At 47.3% G+C, this 18,148-nt stretch carries 18 protein-coding genes; 9 read left to right on the top strand and 9 right to left on the bottom strand.

The genetic code is table 11. The annotated features are described in order from the left end of the window. The first annotated feature begins 514 nt into the window (after nt 1–514). Together G604_RS0101865 and G604_RS0101870 are read left to right on the top strand one after the other, a co-directional pair. Nucleotides 515–2,557 carry an Eco57I restriction-modification methylase domain-containing protein gene (locus G604_RS0101865; RefSeq protein ID WP_028909061.1) on the top strand — a complete coding sequence of 681 codons (2,043 nt, stop codon included), beginning with the start codon at nt 515–517 and terminating at the stop codon, nt 2,555–2,557. Then, on the top strand, nt 2,557–5,910 hold the full coding sequence (locus G604_RS0101870; RefSeq protein WP_028909062.1) for a DEAD/DEAH box helicase family protein: 3,354 nt from the start codon (nt 2,557–2,559) through the stop codon (nt 5,908–5,910). Before G604_RS0101865 ends, G604_RS0101870 begins: the two co-directional genes overlap by 1 nt. 221 nt (nt 5,911–6,131) lie before the next feature. Here the strand turns inward: G604_RS0101870 and G604_RS0101875 are convergent, their stop codons facing one another. The 4 genes from G604_RS0101875 to G604_RS0101890 form a co-directional block, all read right to left on the bottom strand. Next, entirely contained in the window at nt 6,132–6,656 is a 525-nt protein-coding gene (locus tag G604_RS0101875) for a 3'-5' exonuclease (RefSeq protein WP_028909063.1), read from the bottom strand. 41 nt (nt 6,657–6,697) lie between these two features. After that, nucleotides 6,698–7,261 carry a flavin reductase family protein gene (locus tag G604_RS0101880; protein ID WP_028909064.1) on the bottom strand — a complete coding sequence of 188 codons (564 nt, stop codon included), beginning with the start codon at nt 7,259–7,261 and terminating at the stop codon, nt 6,698–6,700. 275 nt (nt 7,262–7,536) lie between these two features. Continuing rightward, the gene (locus G604_RS15695; protein ID WP_028909065.1) at nt 7,537–7,932 is read right to left on the bottom strand and encodes a C-GCAxxG-C-C family protein; all 396 of its coding nucleotides are present in this window, start codon (nt 7,930–7,932) and stop codon (nt 7,537–7,539) included. A gap of 254 nt (nt 7,933–8,186) precedes the next feature. Next, entirely contained in the window at nt 8,187–8,537 is a 351-nt protein-coding gene (locus tag G604_RS0101890; RefSeq protein WP_028909066.1) for a winged helix-turn-helix transcriptional regulator, read from the bottom strand. A 252-nt stretch (nt 8,538–8,789) separates the two neighbouring features. Here G604_RS0101890 and G604_RS0101895 point away from each other — a divergent pair, with 252 nt between their 5' ends. After that, nucleotides 8,790–9,440: an NAD(P)-dependent oxidoreductase gene (locus G604_RS0101895; RefSeq protein ID WP_028909067.1), complete on the top strand. Its 651-nt coding sequence runs from the start codon at nt 8,790–8,792 to the stop codon at nt 9,438–9,440. Nucleotides 9,441–9,458: 18 nt separating this feature from the next. Continuing rightward, the gene (locus G604_RS0101900; RefSeq protein ID WP_028909068.1) at nt 9,459–9,701 is read left to right on the top strand and encodes a hypothetical protein; all 243 of its coding nucleotides are present in this window, start codon (nt 9,459–9,461) and stop codon (nt 9,699–9,701) included. A 278-nt stretch (nt 9,702–9,979) separates the two neighbouring features. Here the strand turns inward: G604_RS0101900 and G604_RS0101905 are convergent, their stop codons facing one another. The 3 genes from G604_RS0101905 to ric all read right to left on the bottom strand — a co-directional run bounded on the left by G604_RS0101905 (nt 9,980) and on the right by ric (nt 11,938). Further along, complete coding sequence (locus G604_RS0101905; protein WP_028909069.1) at nt 9,980–10,477, bottom strand: C-GCAxxG-C-C family protein; 498 nt, start codon at nt 10,475–10,477, stop codon at nt 9,980–9,982. Between the two features lie 11 nt (nt 10,478–10,488). Further along, nucleotides 10,489–11,010: a hypothetical protein gene (locus tag G604_RS0101910; protein ID WP_155941830.1), complete on the bottom strand. Its 522-nt coding sequence runs from the start codon at nt 11,008–11,010 to the stop codon at nt 10,489–10,491. 202 nt (nt 11,011–11,212) lie between these two features. Then, nucleotides 11,213–11,938, bottom strand: a complete 726-nt coding sequence (gene ric / locus G604_RS0101915; RefSeq protein WP_028909071.1) for an iron-sulfur cluster repair di-iron protein — start codon at nt 11,936–11,938, stop codon at nt 11,213–11,215. Between the two features lie 209 nt (nt 11,939–12,147). Between ric and G604_RS0101920 the strand changes: the two genes are divergently transcribed. Beyond that, a complete protein-coding gene (locus tag G604_RS0101920; RefSeq protein ID WP_155941831.1) occupies nt 12,148–13,407 on the top strand; it encodes a dicarboxylate/amino acid:cation symporter in 1,260 nt (419 codons plus the stop codon). Nucleotides 13,408–13,503: 96 nt separating this feature from the next. Here the strand turns inward: G604_RS0101920 and G604_RS0101925 are convergent, their stop codons facing one another. Next, entirely contained in the window at nt 13,504–14,130 is a 627-nt protein-coding gene (locus G604_RS0101925; RefSeq protein ID WP_028909073.1) for an HAD family hydrolase, read from the bottom strand. Nucleotides 14,131–14,249: 119 nt separating this feature from the next. Then, a complete protein-coding gene (locus G604_RS0101930) occupies nt 14,250–14,795 on the bottom strand; it encodes a glutathione peroxidase (protein ID WP_028909074.1) in 546 nt (181 codons plus the stop codon). Between the two features lie 252 nt (nt 14,796–15,047). Here G604_RS0101930 and G604_RS0101935 point away from each other — a divergent pair, with 252 nt between their 5' ends. From G604_RS0101935 to G604_RS15130, 4 genes are all read left to right on the top strand, one after another. Further along, complete coding sequence (locus tag G604_RS0101935) at nt 15,048–15,314, top strand: hypothetical protein (RefSeq protein ID WP_155941832.1); 267 nt, start codon at nt 15,048–15,050, stop codon at nt 15,312–15,314. 51 nt (nt 15,315–15,365) lie between these two features. Further along, on the top strand, nt 15,366–15,575 hold the full coding sequence (locus G604_RS0101940) for a DUF4251 domain-containing protein (protein WP_028909076.1): 210 nt from the start codon (nt 15,366–15,368) through the stop codon (nt 15,573–15,575). Nucleotides 15,576–15,724: 149 nt separating this feature from the next. Continuing rightward, nucleotides 15,725–16,018 carry a hypothetical protein gene (locus G604_RS0101945; protein WP_028909077.1) on the top strand — a complete coding sequence of 98 codons (294 nt, stop codon included), beginning with the start codon at nt 15,725–15,727 and terminating at the stop codon, nt 16,016–16,018. 438 nt (nt 16,019–16,456) lie between these two features. Next, nucleotides 16,457–18,142 carry a hypothetical protein gene (locus G604_RS15130; RefSeq protein ID WP_155941833.1) on the top strand — a complete coding sequence of 562 codons (1,686 nt, stop codon included), beginning with the start codon at nt 16,457–16,459 and terminating at the stop codon, nt 18,140–18,142. Nucleotides 18,143–18,148: the final 6 nt, after the last annotated feature.

Raw genomic sequence — 18,148 nt, forward strand, 5'->3', positions numbered from 1 at the left:
GTTATGTGGTTTCGGGTTTACACAGATTTGAAAATCCGTGTCGAAATTGCAAAGATCTGACGAGTGAGTGGCCGCTATAGGACGGTCACCTACTGATCAGAGACATACCTTACTTTGGGATCCTTTTTAAAAGCAATTACTTGCAAATTATTCAGTAACAGCTAGTTATTAGGTCTACATGGCAAAGATACAACAATCAAAGCCCCTTGTCAAGTGATTTTCTTTAGCTTTTTTGGTTAAAAATGTTAAATCCAACATAATTGGATGAAGAATTATCTATTTTCTATTCTCCATTATTCATTTGCGAAGCATCGCGCAGCGGGTTTTTATCGTGTTTTTCCGGGGCTAACCATTTTTGCCCTCTTCGAGGGCCATTAGTGGCGGAACATGATGAATCATGTCCCTACGGCGGCAGCTTTACTTTTTTACTTCTTTACTTCTTTACTTTTAAATGTTATTTATTTGTTTTTCTCCCATATTTTCCCTATCTTTGCATCATCAACAAGAAGTGAAGATGGCGGAACCGATAGACATTTCCGAAAATGAATGGGTGTGGGAAGACGGACTCCTCGATGTCCTGCTCCTCGACCGTACGACCCGGAAGCATATTTTCTGGGCCACGGACAGTTATGCCGACTACGGAGCGGGCTACCAGTGGCACGATGCCATCACCGCCGAGGCCATCACGGGGGACCACGGCAACCTCATCATGCCGCGGGCACTGAAGAGCCGTGACGAACAACAGCGGCGCTCACGACAGATGGCTGAGGTGTTCACGCCCGCTTGGATCGTGGCGGAGATGAATGACGTCATCGACGAGGAATGGAGTGGGGAAGCGGAGCCAAATACCGCGGTGGCGGCCGATGCCGACCGGCGTTGGCAGGACTATGTCGTGGCTACCCGTCTGGAGATCACCTGTGGTGAGGCCCCGTTCCTCACGTCACGCTACGACACCGTCACGGGGACGCCGATCCCCCTCAACGAGCGCGTCGGCATCCTCGACCGGAAACTGCGGAGCGTCAGCGAGCACGCTGCGGCAGATGACTGGAACCGTTGGGCACTGCTCGCCCTTGGCAGTGTCTATGGCTATGAGTGGCAGGGCGATAACCTGTTGCTCGCCCGAGAGGCATTGCTGGCCTCGTTCAACGACTATCATGAGGCGCGGTTCGGTCGCAAAGCCGACAAGCCGCTACTGCGGAATGCCGCGGAGATCATCTCGTGGAACATCTGGCAGATGGACGGGCTGAAAGCCGTCTTGCCCGATAGTTGCCATGAAGAACGGCCCAACGTGGAACTCAGTCTCTTTGGCGAGTCAACGCCCGAGAAAGTCTCTCCTTGTCCCGGTTGTGCGCAGAATAATATCCTGTTGCACAACGGCGTGCGACCTCAGCTCCGGCGGTGGATTCCCTCCGACAACGAACAGCCCGACCATTTCGACTGCCTCTTCACCGACTTCATCACCAAGAAATTCAAAACCTACCATAAAACCAAATGGCCTATGAAATTCGACTTCGTCATTGGAAACCCACCGTATCAAGATGAGAGCGTGGGAGACAATGCCTCTTTTGCACCACAAATATACAATATCTTTCTTGATGAATCATTCCAAATATCTGATAAGGTTGAGATGATCCATCCAGCCAGATTCTTATTTGATGCTGGATCTACTCCAAAAGAATGGAACAGAAAGATGCTGAATGACAGCTCTTATAAAATATTGAAGTTTTATCCGGATTCAAGTGACGTTTTTCCTAATATTCAACTTACGGGAGGAGTAGCGATTTCTTATCATGACACAACGAAGTCATTCGGAGCAATAAAAGTTTTTACTCCTTTTGATGAGCTGAACAGTATTTTCCATAAGGTAAACACTTTCCATGGATTTAAATCTATGGAACCAATTGTCATAACAAGAACAATTTATCGACTGACTGATAAACTTCATGAAGATTTTCCAAAAGCAAAAAGTCAGATGAGTAAAGGACATATGTACGATATGTCTTCAAATATCTTTGATGTTATACCCGAAGTGTTCTCAGAAGAGGAGCCTGATGATGGTCTTGATTATATCAAAATGTTAGGACGCAAAGATAGAAATCGAACGTTTATGTTTATTCGTAGAGATTATGTAAACACGAGTAGAATTCCTAATATTGACACATACAAGGTTGTTCTTTCAAAAGCAGATGGAGCTGCTGGAACAATTGGTAAACCTATTCCGGCAAGGATTATAGGTAAATCTCTTATTGAATGCCCTAAAGAAGGGTCGACTGAATCTTTTATAAGTATAGGAGCTTTTAACTATAAGGAAGAAGCTGAAAACTGCCAACAATATTTAAAAACAAAATTCGCACGTACGCTTATCAGTATATTAAAAGTTACACAGGAGATTAATCCTGCGAAGTTCAAGTATGTCCCCCTCCAAAACTTCACCTCTTCATCCGACATCGATTGGAGCAAGAGCATTCACGAGATTGACGAGCAGCTATACGACAAATATGGTTTGTCTACGGAGGAGCGCAACTTTATAGAGACCCATGTCAAGGAGATGGAATAATGAAAAGACCGGATATACATACTACCCATGTGGCGCTGCCGCAGATCTATGCTTATACGACGCCCGAGATTGCCCGTCATCACGGATGGGTGAAGATCGGTTATACCGAAAAGGCCGATGTGCGGGAGCGCATCAAACAGCAATGCCATACCGCCGATATCGCCTGGCAGCTCGAATGGCATGGCAATGCCGTCTATGAGGGGACCAACGAGACCTTCATGGATAAGGACTTCCATGCCTATCTCAATAAGTTGGGTGTCCCGCAGCAGCCGGACACGGAGTGGTTCAAGATCGGTGTTGACGAGTCGAAGCATGACTTCTACGACTTCCGTGAGAACCACGGCATCATGCCAGGTCAGCCGACGCACCACTATCAGCTCCGTGACAGTCAGGAGCAGGCCGTGGAACAGACGATGGCGAGCTTCACCGACCGTCCGCAGACCGAATATCTCTGGAATGCGAAGCCACGCTTCGGCAAGACCCTTGCCGTCTATGATCTCTGCCTGCGCATGCAGCTGAAGCGTATCCTCGTCGTCACCAACCGTCCCGCCATCGCCGACTCGTGGTATAACGACTATCTGAAGTTTGTCGGTCCCGACAACTATCTCTTCGTCTCCCGTGTCGCCGCCATCCGGGAGCGCAAGCATCCCTGTCTCTCCCGTGAACAGTATCTCCAGGCCATCAAACAGCCCGGCAAGACGAAGAACATCATCGAGTTTGTCAGTCTTCAGGACCTCAAAGGTTCCCTCTATTTCGGTGGCAACTACGACAAGCTCGAAGAGGTGGCGAAACTCACGTGGGACCTCCTCGTCATCGACGAGGCCCATGAGGGCGTGGATACCTATAAGACCGATGTCGCCTTCGACCAGATCCACCGCTGCCATACTCTCCATCTCAGTGGCACGCCCTTCAAGGCCCTGGCCAACGAAAAATTCCCGCAGGATGCCATCTTCAACTGGACCTATGCCGACGAGTGCCGCGCCAAGGAGCAGTGGAACGAGCGCCGTGGCACCAATCCCTATGCCGAGATGCCGCGGTTGAACATGTATACCTACCGCATGAGTGATATCGTGCTCGACAAGGTCCGCAAGGGCGTGGAGATCGACGGCGACCAGGAAGCCTATGCCTTCGACCTCAATGAGTTCTTCCGGGTGGAGCGTGGCCGTTTCGTCCATGATGAGGCCGTCGACAAATGGCTCGACGCCCTGAGCCGTCAGCCCCGTTATCCCTTCTCTACGCCCGAGCTGCGCCATGCCCTTCGTCATACTTTCTGGCTGCTGAACCGAGTGGACTCCGCTAAGAAGCTCGCCGAGAAACTGCGGGACACTAAGCGCCATCCCGAGTTTGCCGATATCGAGATTGTCGTGGCTGCCGGCGACGGCAAGACGGACGATGACGAGGTCATTGAGGACGACAGTTCATTGCGTCGTGTGCGCAAGGCCATCCATGAACATCCCCAGGGCACCATCACGCTCTCCGTTGGACAGCTCACGACGGGCGTCACCATCCCCGAGTGGACGGGCGTGCTGATCCTGAGCAATATGAAGAGTCCGGCGCAATATATGCAGGCCGCCTTCCGTGCCCAGACGCCTTATCTCTATCTCGGTGCCGACGGCAGCTATCACCGTAAGGAGAATGCCTATATCTTCGACTTCGATCCCGCCCGTACGCTGACGAATTATGAGGAGATGGCCAACGGTCTCTGTGCCGATACGGCATCGGGCTATGGCGATACCGATACACGCAAGCGGCATATTCGTGAATTGCTCAACTTCTTCCCCGTGATCGGTGAGGACGAGAACGGCGAGATGGAGCCCCTCGATGCCGAACAGGTGATGCTCATCCCACGGAAGATCCGTTCGAAAGAGGTCGTACGCAGTGGGTTCATGAGTAATTTCCTCTTTGCCAATATCAGTAGCATCTATGGTTGTTCGGCAGGAATCCTCGACATCATCAACCATTTTGAGCCCGTGAAGAAGCCCAAGGACAAGGTTGTCGATGCCCAAGATGTGGAGGAACTCTCGCAGGATCTCGACGAGGAGGGCAACGCGAAGCCCGACACGCAGAAGGTGGAGGACATCAAGGACCAGGTCTTCGGCGACAAGATCTTCGGGGAACCGAAGGAAGAGCTCGACAACTATGTGGAGGAGAGTATGCGGAAATACAGCCAAGGCAAGGAACACAAGGGCAAGACGGCCGAGGAACAGATGATCGACCAGGTGAGTGAGAAACTGACGAGTCTCTTGCTCTCCCATGCCGATGAGGGCGCAAAAGCCCAGGATCTCGACACGCTCTCGAAGCGCAACAAGGGTAAGGCGACGGTGGAGATCAAGAAGGCCGTCAACGAGCAGTTGGGTGCCCACTTCCATCAGGCCTCCATCGAGAAGAAGAAGATCGACCATCAGTGTGCCCAAGACTGTGAGGGCAAGACGACGCAACAGCAGAAAGCCATCCGTGAGGCCGCGGAGGAGCAGAAGAAAGAGATCGACAACCAACTCTCCGAGACGATCCACGGCAAGACGCGTGAGATGCTCGACAAGGGTTCGGAGATCATCGCCAACACCTTTGAGGAACAGCGCATAGAAGCCAAGAAGGGGAGTACCGACGAGCTCATCCGTGACCATCTGCGCGGCTTCTCCCGTACCATCCCGTCGTTCCTCATGGGATACGGCAACGAACATACGACACTTCAGAATTTCGACGAGAATATCTCCGATGCGGTATTCCTCGAGGTGACGAGTGTTACGAAGGAGCAGTTTCACCTCCTGCGTGACGGCGGCGACTATGTCAACCCGGCAACGGGGGCGACGGAGCACAGTCCCGGTCATTTCTTCGACGAGGTGGTGTTCAACGACTCCGTGAAAGAGTTCATGCGCCTGCGGAAGAAGTTGGCCAACTATTTCGAGACTACGGCGGAGGAGGATATCTTCGACTATATCCCGCCACAGAAGACAAACCAGATCTTCACGCCAAAATGGGTGGTGAAAGAGATGGTCGATCTCCTGGAAAAAGAGAATCCCGGCTGCTTCGATGATCCCGACAAGACGTTCGCCGACCTGTATATGAAGTCAGGACAGTATATCACGGAAATCGTGAAACGGCTGTACAACAGCACCGGGCTCCGTAAGGCCTATCCCGACAGTGAGGCGCGCATCCGTCATATCTTCGCCCATCAGGTCTATGGCCTTGCGCCGACGGAGTGTATCTACCGCATCGCCATGCGTTATATCCTCGGTTTCGACGATACGATCCATATTGCCCCCGGTGACCATCATCTGCGACAGGCCGACAGTCTCCCCGCCGCGAAGGATGGCACCATGGAAGCGTTCCTCGACAGCGTATTTAAGGATTAACGGATGAAAATCATTCGTCCGATCCCCCAAATCATTCGGGAATAGTAGGTGGCCACCATGTTGTGGCCACGCAAGGGAAATATTCGGCATCTTATCTGGTCATTGTGGGTGCGTGGCCGCAACATGGCGGCCACCTACAAGAGGGGCAAGGAATTATTAGACTAAAAATATACAAGATCATGGAAAAAGATAAAGATAATAGATCATGATAAATCATATCCCTACAGGATCTTCAGCGCAATGGCGGCACAGGCCTCGGCATCAGCAAGGGCATGATGGTGGTTTCTGAGGTCGAAGCCACAACGGGCAGCGATGATGTCGAGGTTATGCCGACCGCCCGGCCATACTCTCCTGGACTGGATGAGCGTACAGAAGAACGGATAGTCGGGATAATCCATGCCATACATGCGGAAGACGGCCTTCAGACAACTCTCATCGAAGGCCTTGTTGTGGGCGACAAGGGGCAGAAATTCAGTGCCTAACTTCTCTTGGTCGTCTGCGGAAAGTAGGAGCTTCGGCTCTATCTGCCGCCATACCTCGGGGAAGACGGGGGCATTCTCGGTATCCGAACTCGTCAGGCCATGGACCCGTGTACACCAGTAGGTATAGTAATCCGGTTCGGGTTTGATGAGCGAATAGAATTCATCCACCTTCCTGCCATCCCGATAGATCACGACCCCCACCGAGCATACACTTGTTCGCTCGTTGTTGGCCGTCTCAAAGTCTATTGCTGCGAAATCTTTCATCTGATCTAAAATATGCGCCTCTCAATAACGTTGCATCGACATTATTTCAGTTGCGCTCCATCTTTGAAGGCATTGCCGACACGCTGGCCAATCTCCAGATAGCCGAGATGGACGGGGTCGAAGGTGATGAGATGCATCTTCTCCACATCGGGCTTACCGTCCTCAGCGAGATACTCTTCCTTGACCTGGATATTCAAGATGTCCGCCACGATGTAATATCCCGTAGCACTCTCGTCGATCTTCCGCTCTATGCGGCATTCCATGGTCATGGGGAAGTCCGTGAAAACGGGAGCATTGACCTTCTCACCCTTGACAGCCGTCCAGCCCGTTTGGGCAACCTTGTCTTTTGCCTTCCTTCCACTGATGATGCCTACGTAATCGGAGGCGACGAGCGTCTCTTTTGTGGCGAAAGCGACGGTGAAGTCCGGGCAGCGGTTGAGGTTGAGCGTCGTCTGATGATTACCCATGGAGATCATGATCTTATCATTGTCCCATGTACCAGCCCAAGCAGCATTCATGGCGTTGGGCGTTCCGTCCTCATCATAAGTCCCGATGATGATGACTGTCTGTGGCAGGAACCACGGTTTTGGATTGAATTGTTTCATAACAGCATTCTTTTATAAGTTCTTGGTGCAAAGATAAGAAAAAAAAATCAGAAATTATATCAGAAAGATTTCTTTTTTGAACTACTCGCTCTGCTCGAGAGAATTCAAGGATTTAGAAGGATTTGAAAGATTTGTATGATATCTGCTCGAAGAGCTTCTTATAGGCTGCCGCCTAGAAATCATTCAAATCATACAAATCATCCCAAGCGGAGCGTAAATCCATTCAAATTCTTCAGATCTCTTGCCTTTAGGCATAGTTGAAAAAGAAAACCGTGTCAGAGTTTTTTTAGAAGAAAACATGGAAAAACAAAATAAAAAGCCGCTTCGCTTACTGCGGGGCATCGGCCGACACCCCCGCTGAAGCCGGCGGCAATGCGCAGGGCCAGCGTCTCGTCCAGGCCGTATCGGTCGGCAAAGGCGGCTACGACACTCTGGCAGCAGCCATAGCCCTGCATGAAGGAGTGGCGATGGGTATCATGCAGTAGCCTGAATAATTCACAGATCCTTTTGTAGGTGGCCGCAACGAAACCGTCCGTGTCTTTCGTTTCCTCATCATGATGGAGTATATACCATCTGAATCGGGGACAATGGTTCCAGACACTCACTAACAAAAGAAGAGCAGTGCCGATGATGCCACCTATATATAATAAGGTGAAATCCTTTTTCATCATACAAAATCATTATGAGTAAGAAAATCCTATTCCTGTCCATCAATGCATGATTATCTCAAGAGCAAAGATTTTTGATGGAAGGAATTCGAGAAGGATCTGCTATCTGACTTGACCACTTTGGAGGAGAAACTTTAGATATTCTACTATCCATTCCTTAACCTAAATAATTCACAGGTAAGAGCCTTTATGTTGGACGTAGGTTAAGTATATTACTGACACCTACAATAGGATCTATGAATTATACATGCTAATGTTCATTCCCGTACCACGTCGTCGAAATGTTGTTTGGCCCAGCCGATGAGGACTTCCATGGCAGGGATGAGCGACTGGCCCGTTTCGGTCAACCAATATTCCACCCTTGGCGGTACTTCGGGGTAAACCTTACGGTCTACGAGATGACTGTTCTGAAGTTCTTTCAGCGTCTTCGATAGCATCTTCTGCGAACAGTCTGCCATATGGTCGTGAATCTCACCAAACCGCATAGCACCTTTCTTACTGTCATGAAGCGTGTAAAGCACGAGCATGGACCATTTGTCGCCAAAGCGGCTGATGACTTGACGGATAGGACAAGTGAGATATTCGGGGTTGATTTCTTTCTTTTCCATAAGCGTTATTCCTTTATTTCTTACAAAAGTAGCAAAAAGTAACCAAAGAACCACGAGTTACAAGGTTAAGACTTGTTAAACTTGTTTCTGAAGAATAGCGTGTTTATCCAATTCCTACTTTTTGGTAACTATGACGTCACACGGTAACCTCTTGTAAGAGAGGAAAAAAGTTTGTATCTTTGCATCAGTAAAACAATAATCACCCAAGGCAGTTTTATCGGCTGTTTTTATAATAAAGAAAGGACGAAAGATATGAAGAATGTAGTTTTAATCGGCGCAACCGGCTTCGTAGGATCAGCTATCCTCAGTGAACTTCTCAATCGCGGTCATCACGTGACGGCGGTAGTACGCAATACCAGTAAACTTCCCCAGCATGATAACCTCACGGCCGTAAAGGAGGACGTGAGCGATGTGGATGCTCTCGCAGCTATCGCCAAGGGCAAGGATGCCATCATCTCGGCATATAATCCCGGATGGACCAATCCGAACATCGCCAAGGATACCGTTGTCAACTATCAGAAAATTATCGCCGCTACGAAGAAGAGTGGGGTAGAGCGGCTGCTCATCGTCGGCGGTGCTGGTACGCTCTTTGTCGCCCCGGGCCTGCGTGCCCTCGAGACAGATGGCTTCCCCGCTGAGATCATGAATGGCGTGATCTCTCTCGGATATGTCTATCTCAACATCCTCACGAACGAGAACGACATCGACTGGGTGTTTTTCTCTCCCGCCGGTGAGTTTGACACTGACGGTCCCCGCACGGGCAAGTTCCGCCTGGGCAAGGACGATATGCTCTTCGATGCCAATGGCAAGAGCCATATTTCCGTGAAGGACTATGCCGTGGCGATGGTCGATGAGCTCGAGAAGCCGACACACCACATGGAGCGTTTCACCATTGGGTATTAATCTCTAAAAAATATCATTATGAAGTTGAAGAATATTGTACTGACGCTGGGTCTCGCGCTCTCTTCCTTGGCTGCCGGTGCCAAGCCGTCAGCCTTGAAGGTAAAGGTCTATAACGCCGGTCAGGATGCCATTTTCCAGGTCACTTCTACCATTGTGTATGGCAAGAAAGACGCTATGCTCGTTGACGGACAGTTCCAGAAGAGCAAAGCCGAGGCCATAGAAGTTGTTCTCCTTCTTACTGTTCTCCGCCGTGTAGACTAAGGTAAGTTTTTTCTGTAGTCCCACACGGCGCATACCGGTTGTCTTTGTCTTGAGGAACTGCTGCGCCAATTTTGCGGCTTGCTCCGACGTCAACTGTTTGGCCAGAGATGATATTGTAGTCAACAACATCATCACAAATAGAATTTTTTTTCTCATCTTACTCTCTTGTATAAATTATGAATAATGATGCAAATGTAGATTTTTTGCTCCAATTTTACAAGAGAAGATCGAACTATTTAGATGATATGTATAAATACTACCCTCTTATTATACGAATCTTATACCTGTTCCTTTGTGTCACATGCTTCTTTCCGCTCCAGATATTCGGCGAAGATCCGGGCGGCACTCTCTACCTTGGCGGCACAGGGGCGGTGGCGGTAGTATTCCGCCGTGCGCTCCGATGCCGTATAGTTGCCGACAGCTTTTTCGTGACCTTTCAGACCGAGGATCTCGGCACAGATGATAGAGCCGTTCTGCGCCTTCGATTCCGCCAACAACTCCTGGACGATCTTGTAGCAATGCGACTTGCCCTCACGGTCGGAGCCGAGGACCTGTCCTTCCTCCAAACCTACGAGCATGACAATGCCCGATACGGCACCGCACATCATCCGCAGTCGGCCGACACCTCCGCCGAAGCCGGCGGCAATGCGCAGGGCCAGTTTCTCGTCCAAACCATATCGGTCGGCAAAGGCGGCTACGACACTCTGACAGCAGCCGTAGCCCTGCATGAAATAATCTACGGCACGGCTGACCCTTGCCTCTGATTCTTGATTCATTTCGATAAATGTTATTTCTTTCCCCCGAAAGAGCCATTGAGGGCCATGGGCATACCGTCAAACATATGCTCGTTCTTCACGAAGACGGAATCGTTGCGGAAAGAAACGGTGATCTTACCCTCTTTCACTTCGTATTTCTTGGTCTTCCCGAAGATGCTGACCATTGCACTGTCCTTTTGAGCGGCATAATCAAGATACCATACTCCCTTGTTGCTATCGTACGGAATATGGCTCACCGTATAGGATCCCTGAACGATATTGCCCATCTTTACAGCCGTGAAGTCGAATGTTTCCGAAGGAAGGGTCACATCAATGGAACCATCCTTATTCGCTTTTACGGCATAAGAGACATCCTCGGTGTTCGGCTGGTTAAGATTCATACCTTTTACGCTGAACGTGAGGGTATCCCGACCCGTATAGTTGCCACTGAGCGTGTCGATTACTTCAACATCATCATCATCGCTACAACTGACGAACATCGTGGTCGTCATCAAGGCTGCAGAAAGCAGCAGGAAAGGAATTGCTTTTTTCATTTTATGTTGAGAATTGATATTGTTCACTTGAATGTATATCCAGGGTGTTTCTTGATTTCCATGCTGCAAAGGTAGCAAAACTTTTTGAATCCACCTCTAAATAAACCTAAAAATAAACTGGAGGTTCTGCGTCATTTTTGTTGGACAAGAATGTCTTATAAAAAATCTCCAAGATGGTTTCTTGGAGATTTTTTGTTGAGCATTAAATAGCTTGCTGTTCCATACGGAGGAAGCCCGGGAAAATGAGATTGTTCTCCAATGAGATATGCTCTTTGAGATCGAGGAAGAACTGCTTCAACTGCTTATTCATCAGACGGTAGGAGGAACAGCCATCAGCGGGAGTCTCGAAGTGATGCGACAACTCCGTGATATGCTGCCAGGTATCACCGGCAGTATCATGCTCGAGCATCATCTGGTGGATAGGAGGGGCGATGGAACCGCAGTGGAAAGGTGCTGCCGGACGCTCTTCCTCATGTGCGTTGTAGATCTCGTAGAGTTGCGGGAAGAGGATGTTCTCCTCCTTGGCAAAATGGGAATCAAGTTCTTCGAAGGACTCAGTAACCAGATCTCTGATCTGCAACAGTTCGGGATGACGGCCACCATGGACGCTGGCAACCTTGTTGACCAGTTGCAGGAGTGCATCATGATGGAGGTGGAAGTTACGATGATGATACTTCAGCACATAGTCCACTAACAAGTCCAAAGGCCAGTTGGCGAAGTCGGGGGCACCACCGCCTACGGTCTGCCGGTCATTCAACTTGGCCAGTACGTCATCAGGGTTAAGATGGGTCTTTGTGCATGCCTCCTCGAGCGTATCTGAGCCATGGCAGCAATAGTCGATGCCTAACTGTTCGAAAACCTGCGCACGGTTGAAATCCTCAGCTACCATCGAGCCGACAGTCATGTTCTTTGTCAATTCCTTGTTCATAATCTTATCTTTTTAATGGATACTTATTCTTGTTCACTATCAGAAGAACAAAAATAATACCAACCAAGGAAAACGAAGGAATCCGGAAAAATAAGGTAACAAATGTGACTAAGCCCTGTTAAAATACAGACAAGGGGTCAAAACAATGTGACCGCATCATGCCGGTTATCGGGAATTTTTCGTAACTTTGCGGGCAAAAAGAGATATCAATGATGCAAGAAAAAGATACCAACCGTAAAATTCATACTTCACGAAAACAGCTGGCTCTGTGGATCGGTGCCCTCGTTATCGGTGCACTGCTCGGACTGACGGGACTGGGCTGGCTCAACGCACTGATGAACTTCATTGCCACGGTCTACACTCGTCTCTTCCAATTCGTCGCCGTTCCGACAATTCTTTTGGCTGTCATCACGACCCTCACCAAGTTTGGACAACAGGAGGATACAGGACGAATATTCCGTCATGCCATCACCTATACGCTGTTGACAACAACCGTTGCCGCTGCCATAGGCCTTCTTCTCTATTTGATCATTCAACCGGGCAACCTCCCAGCCGTCATGGTCCATTCCGGTGTACACGCCCTGCCCCAGGACCTCGGAAAAGAAAGCTATTATGATCATATCCTCTCGGTTATCCCAAACAATGTTCTTCAGCCCTTGTTGGAGGGGAATGTCCTGTCGTTGCTGCTCATCGCCTTCGCGGTAGGCTTCGCCTTGTCGAAGATGCCGGAGACAGAAGGGAAGAAGAGCGTCGTCCATCTCTTCTTAGGTCTTCAGGAGTTGCTCTTCACACTGATCCGTGGCCTCATCTGGACATTACCCGTTGGCATCATTGCTTTTTCCGCACAGTTGTCGGCACAAGTGTCGGCGGGGGTGGCGGCTGCGTCCCTCGGTCGTTATGTCGCCGTAATCCTGGGTGGAAACTTTATCCAGTTCTTCATCATTCTGCCCCTTTTCCTTCTGGCGCGTGGGTTGAATCCTATCCATACCCTTGGTCGTATGATGCCCGCCGTCCTCATGGCACTGTTCACGAAGAGTAGTGCGGCAACACTCCCGGTGACGATGGCAACGGCAGAGAACCGTCTTGGGGTCTCGCCGAAGGTATCACGCTTTGTATTGCCGATCTGTACGACGATCAATATGAACGGTTGTGCCGCTTTCATCCTTGTGACGAGCCTCTTTGTGATGCAGAATGGCGGTACGATATTGACTTTGCCGACGATGCTCCTGTGGCTGATCATTGCCGTCATCTCTGCCGTGGGTAATGCCGGTGTCCCCATGGGCTGCTATTTCCTGACGTTGTCATTGATGACGGGGCAGGGGGCTCCCTTGGGAATCATGGGTATGATCCTTCCCATCTATACCATCATAGACATGATAGAGACTGCTGAGAATGTATGGTCCGACAGTTGCGTATGCGCCATGACCGACAAGGATATTTACCTATCTTCCAAAGGATATGGTCATTGAACCGCGGTGCCAGCATGTCATTATAGTTTCAGTAATGGCCGATCCGATTATTGTAATCATCATCCTATGAAAACGTTGGGCAACGATATCGGACAATTAGTACACCAGCTTCAACCAGTCATCAAACTCCTTGTTCTGAAAACTGTGAATGCCATTGCGCTCAGCGGCCTGACAGTTGACTTCAAGGTCGTCTATAAAGAGCGTATCGGAACGATCGATGCCCGTTTGGGCGATAACGGCCTGAAAGATCTCGTCATCCGGTTTCTTCATGTGCATTTCCTGAGAGACAAATGTACGGTCGAAATAGTCGTCAACCGTATGTCCCTCCATGGGAAAGAGATGATCCACGCAGTAACGCCAATGGAGATCGATGGTATTGCTCAATAAATAGGTATGATAACCGGCCGCACGTAATGCCAAGAGGACACGTTTCTTCTCATCGGGGATATACAACAGCATGGCATTGACAGCCTCCGTGATCTGTTCGTCGGTGGCATTACTGCCTTTCAACTTTCGGAAACCGTCGAAGAATTCACGGTTACTGACTCGCCCGATGCCCATTCCCTGGAAGAGACGCAGGGCCTCTGGATTCTCGCGGATATGCTCGAACTTGCCGAGGCCCAGCTGCTCAAAGCCTCGCATCGTAGCCTGTTCGTCGAGTTTGACAAGTACATTACCCAAGTCAAAAATAATATTCTGATAAGAAAGTTCGCCGATTTTCATTTTGTTGTCATTATTCCTGTTGGGCGGAACATGATCAATCATGTCCCTACATATTCCCAATCTTCTTTGCGTGGCCGTAATAGGACGACACCTACAAGAGGGTTATTGAAAATGTCGGGTTACAGCTGTGCCTCAACGGCAGCCTCGACGGTCTTCAAGTCTGTCGTCGGCTCGAAACGGGCTACAACGGCACCGTCACGGTTGATGAGGAACTTCGTGAAGTTCCACTGGATATCATCCTTCTTACGGGGCTCGGCGTTCACCTTATTATAGAGTTTCTCCATCACCTTGGCGAGTTTCGGCTCATAGGTTCCGGTGACAGGCTTCTGACTCTTCAACCAAGTGTAGAGGGGAAGCTCGTTCTTGCCGTTGACCTCACTCTTCTTGAATTGCGGGAAGTCGGTACCAAACTTCAGCGTACAGAACTTCGTGATCTCCTCATCACTGCCCGGAGCCTGATGACCAAACTGATCGCAGGGGATGTCGAGGATCTCGAAGCCCTTGTCCTTCAGACGGCCATACATAGCCTCCAACTCTTTATACTGAGGCGTGAAGCCACAGCCTGTAGCGGTATTGACAATGAGCAATACCTTACCCTTATACTCTGAAAGGCTCACATCCTGACCTTTCTTGTCCTTTAACGTGAAATCATACACTGTACTCATGTTCTTGTTGATTATGTTGCTACTATCTTGCTGTCCGTAAGCGACGATAGCCACCAGTAGGAACAGCCATGTGAATATTACTTTCTTCATAAGCTTTTCTTCTTTTCACTCCGCGAAATTACCAATTTATTTTGACACTTCCAAATAATCAGTAAAAATTTAACATTTTTGTAATGTTTACGAAAACTATAGATTAAACCTTTCCCGTTTTCCATCGTCTAATCTTCAGTTAAACCAAAAAACAAATAAAGAATGAAGAAATCAATTTTGATGATGACAGCCGCTGTCATGCTGCTCGCCGCACCGGCTGTCGCCAACAGCATGAACGGTAAGGTTGCTCAGGATAACAAGCAGGAGACCACCCTGAAGAAGAAGGTCGACGGTGTCAGCTCTGCTACCTCTCAGGAGGCAAAGGTCAAGGATGCCAAAGGCGTTGAGAAAGTGAAGAAGGCTCCTGCCAAGAAAAAAACACCCGCTCCAAAGAAGAAAGCTTCTAAGAAGCAAACGCTGAAGAAATAGCTTGCGAGCGGGTAGGTGGCCGTCCTATTGCGGCCACGCAAAGAAATCTGTATGGACGTGATGAATCATGATTTTTCGGCAACGATCGCCAACTATTCCATGACACAGTCGAAAGACGGACGGTATCTTATCAAAATGAATGTGGACAATGGTGAGGACGAAATGATCTATCAGTTGGAGATTTTCTCCAACGGCCGCAGTTATGTCTCCGTATGGGCCAAAGAACGTGATCCGATCTCGTACACGGGAGAAATAGAATAGTTGGGGCATGATTGATCGTGATCCGTCAAACAGAGAAATAAAAAAGACAGAGTAACAGATTAAACATAAATGCGAAATCCGTTGCTCTGTTTTTTTGGGTAGATAGGGCGTATCAATAATTATCTATTTATCATAATGTCGATTATAATATGATTTACAAGTTGATTTCCCCCAATGATGGCAGTTCCTTCCGCCTGGTTCATGCCAATGACAAGAAACAAAAGTTTCTTGTTTATCACCGTGCTCTGCTTATGGTAAATAGATTTCTTGCAGGTATTGGTTACGCTGTTCCTGATCGTATCTTCGATCCAGAGCGTTATCTATTCGAGCTTCTGGTTTCTGCTTCGCACATTCCTCTTACTCTATGGTCTAAAGTTGATTATATTCTTGTTGATGACTTCACTCATAAATATTCTATTGTGTTCACTTCTAATTTTGATTAGTTATGTTAGATCGTAAAACTATTCTTGTCTGCCTTCTTAAAAGCGTTATTTACGCTTGTGGTGTTTTCCTCGCTGCTCTTGGTGTCAGTGCTTTGACTTCTTGCACTGTTACTCATTCTGTTGAAGGTTCTGGACATTCACGTATCATTTATGTTGATACTACTGATGTTAACCACTCTGGTTCTATTGTTTACCCTAAACATTGATTTATGTATTTATATCAAGTTAATTATACTGATCCAGATATTCAAGTTTTGAAGTCTGTTTCTTTCCGTGATTTGAATTATGCTTTTCAAATCTTTTCGTTGTTCTATCATTGGAACTTTACTAATTTAAGTATGTTTGAGCTTTCTGAACACCGTGATCTTACTGATGTTGCACTTCGGTTTGCACATTATCATACTATTGAAGTTACTAATCTTCCTATAGATAAGTAGTATGGATTTAACACGTTTTAGTTTGCCAGTTAATTGCGAGCATCCAGTACGTATTTTTAATGGATATACTGGACGCTTTGAATACGTGCCTTGTGGTTCTTGTACGGCTTGCCGTCTCCGTGATGCAGGTAAACAAACTATGCGTGTTTCGTCTGAAATTAAAGAGCATCGTTATTCGGTGTTTTTTACTCTTACCTACAATAATAAATTTGTTCCTCGAGCCGAACTCTTTGAGGATTCTAACGGTGTTATCCAGTGCCGTCCTATTGGTCGTACTTCCGATATGTATGATCGTTTTCCTTTAAATCCTCGTGATAAGTATGGTGAATATTTGATTAAAGATGATACTTTTGTTCCTTCTATTGAACATGATCTTTCGTCTGATCTTACTTTCGCTGTTGCTTGTAAACGTGATGTTCAGAATTTTATTAAGCGTCTCCGTTTCCTTATCTCCAAAACTTCTATTTCTGCTTATGAGCAAAAAATCAGATATTATATTTCGTGTGAATATGGTCCCAAGACCTTTCGTCCACATTACCACGGTATCTTGTTCTTCGATTCTCCGTTACTCTCGACTAAAATCGTTGATTTTATCGTTTCTGCCTGGTCTGTCAAAGTCAGAGTTGCAGGAAAAGGACGTAACTGTTTTTCGTTTCAACCGTTTGCAGATCCTCGCCTTACCAGAAATTATGTCAAATTCTGCGACAGTAACACAAGTTACTATGTTGCGGACTATGTTACTGGCAATGTTAATTTACCTTCGTTGTTACGATTCTCTATCTTCCGTCCGTTCCACATTCAGAGCAAAGATCCAGTTATCGGTTTGTTCAAAAATGATACTGAAGCGTTACTCTCGTCAATCTCCAGAGGAACTATTACGCATCTTGTTTCACGAACTGACAGTAAAAAAGGGATCACCTTGCTTTGTGATGTTCCTTTTACCAAAGATTCTGTTAATTCCCTCTGGCGCAAGTGTTACCGATATAGTGAGTTATCTTTTGATGCAAAATACTGCTTGTACTCTTTTTGTCTCTCGCACATTGAAGAATATGAAAATGAAGTAAATTCTATTCTTAAATGCTTGAATATTAAGTATTCTCTTGCTTTGTCTAAAGGTATTGTTCCCTCTTTTCGTTCATGGTGTAAGGATCGTTATTCTGATTCTTATAATTCTTTGTTCGTTCATGATGTTACTAATACTTTTGGTTTTACTCGTTTCAATGTTGATGATGATTCCTCCTGGTATGCTTCTCTTCATTGTATGAAGGTTCTCCGTTTGGTTAACTTTAATAAGTTTATGCCTTTCGTTGATCCCGTTCATGTTTATATTTCTCTGTTTGATAAGTATTTATATCTTTCAGCTCAATATCAACTTAAGCGTTTTTATGATTCTCAAAATGATTTCATTTCTACGTTCGGTCGGCGTTCCTTAGCTTGTTTTTATCCAGATCTTTTAACTGACCTTATTAGTTCTGGTAACTTTCTTACGTCTCCTTTCTTTTCTCTTGCACGTTTTATTTATGGTAAAGATTTGTTCAACGATAGTGGTCGAATTAATCTTTATGATTATTCTAAAGATAATTTTTACAAACTCTGGTTGGATACTAATATTAAACGTTTTCAAGATAAGAATAAATCTAAAAAGATAAATAATACTTTAATTAATAATTGTCGTATTTTAAATTAGTTTATT

It is taken from the genome of Prevotella sp. AGR2160, from assembly GCF_000424185.1.
GTDB lineage: Bacteria > Bacteroidota > Bacteroidia > Bacteroidales > Bacteroidaceae > Prevotella.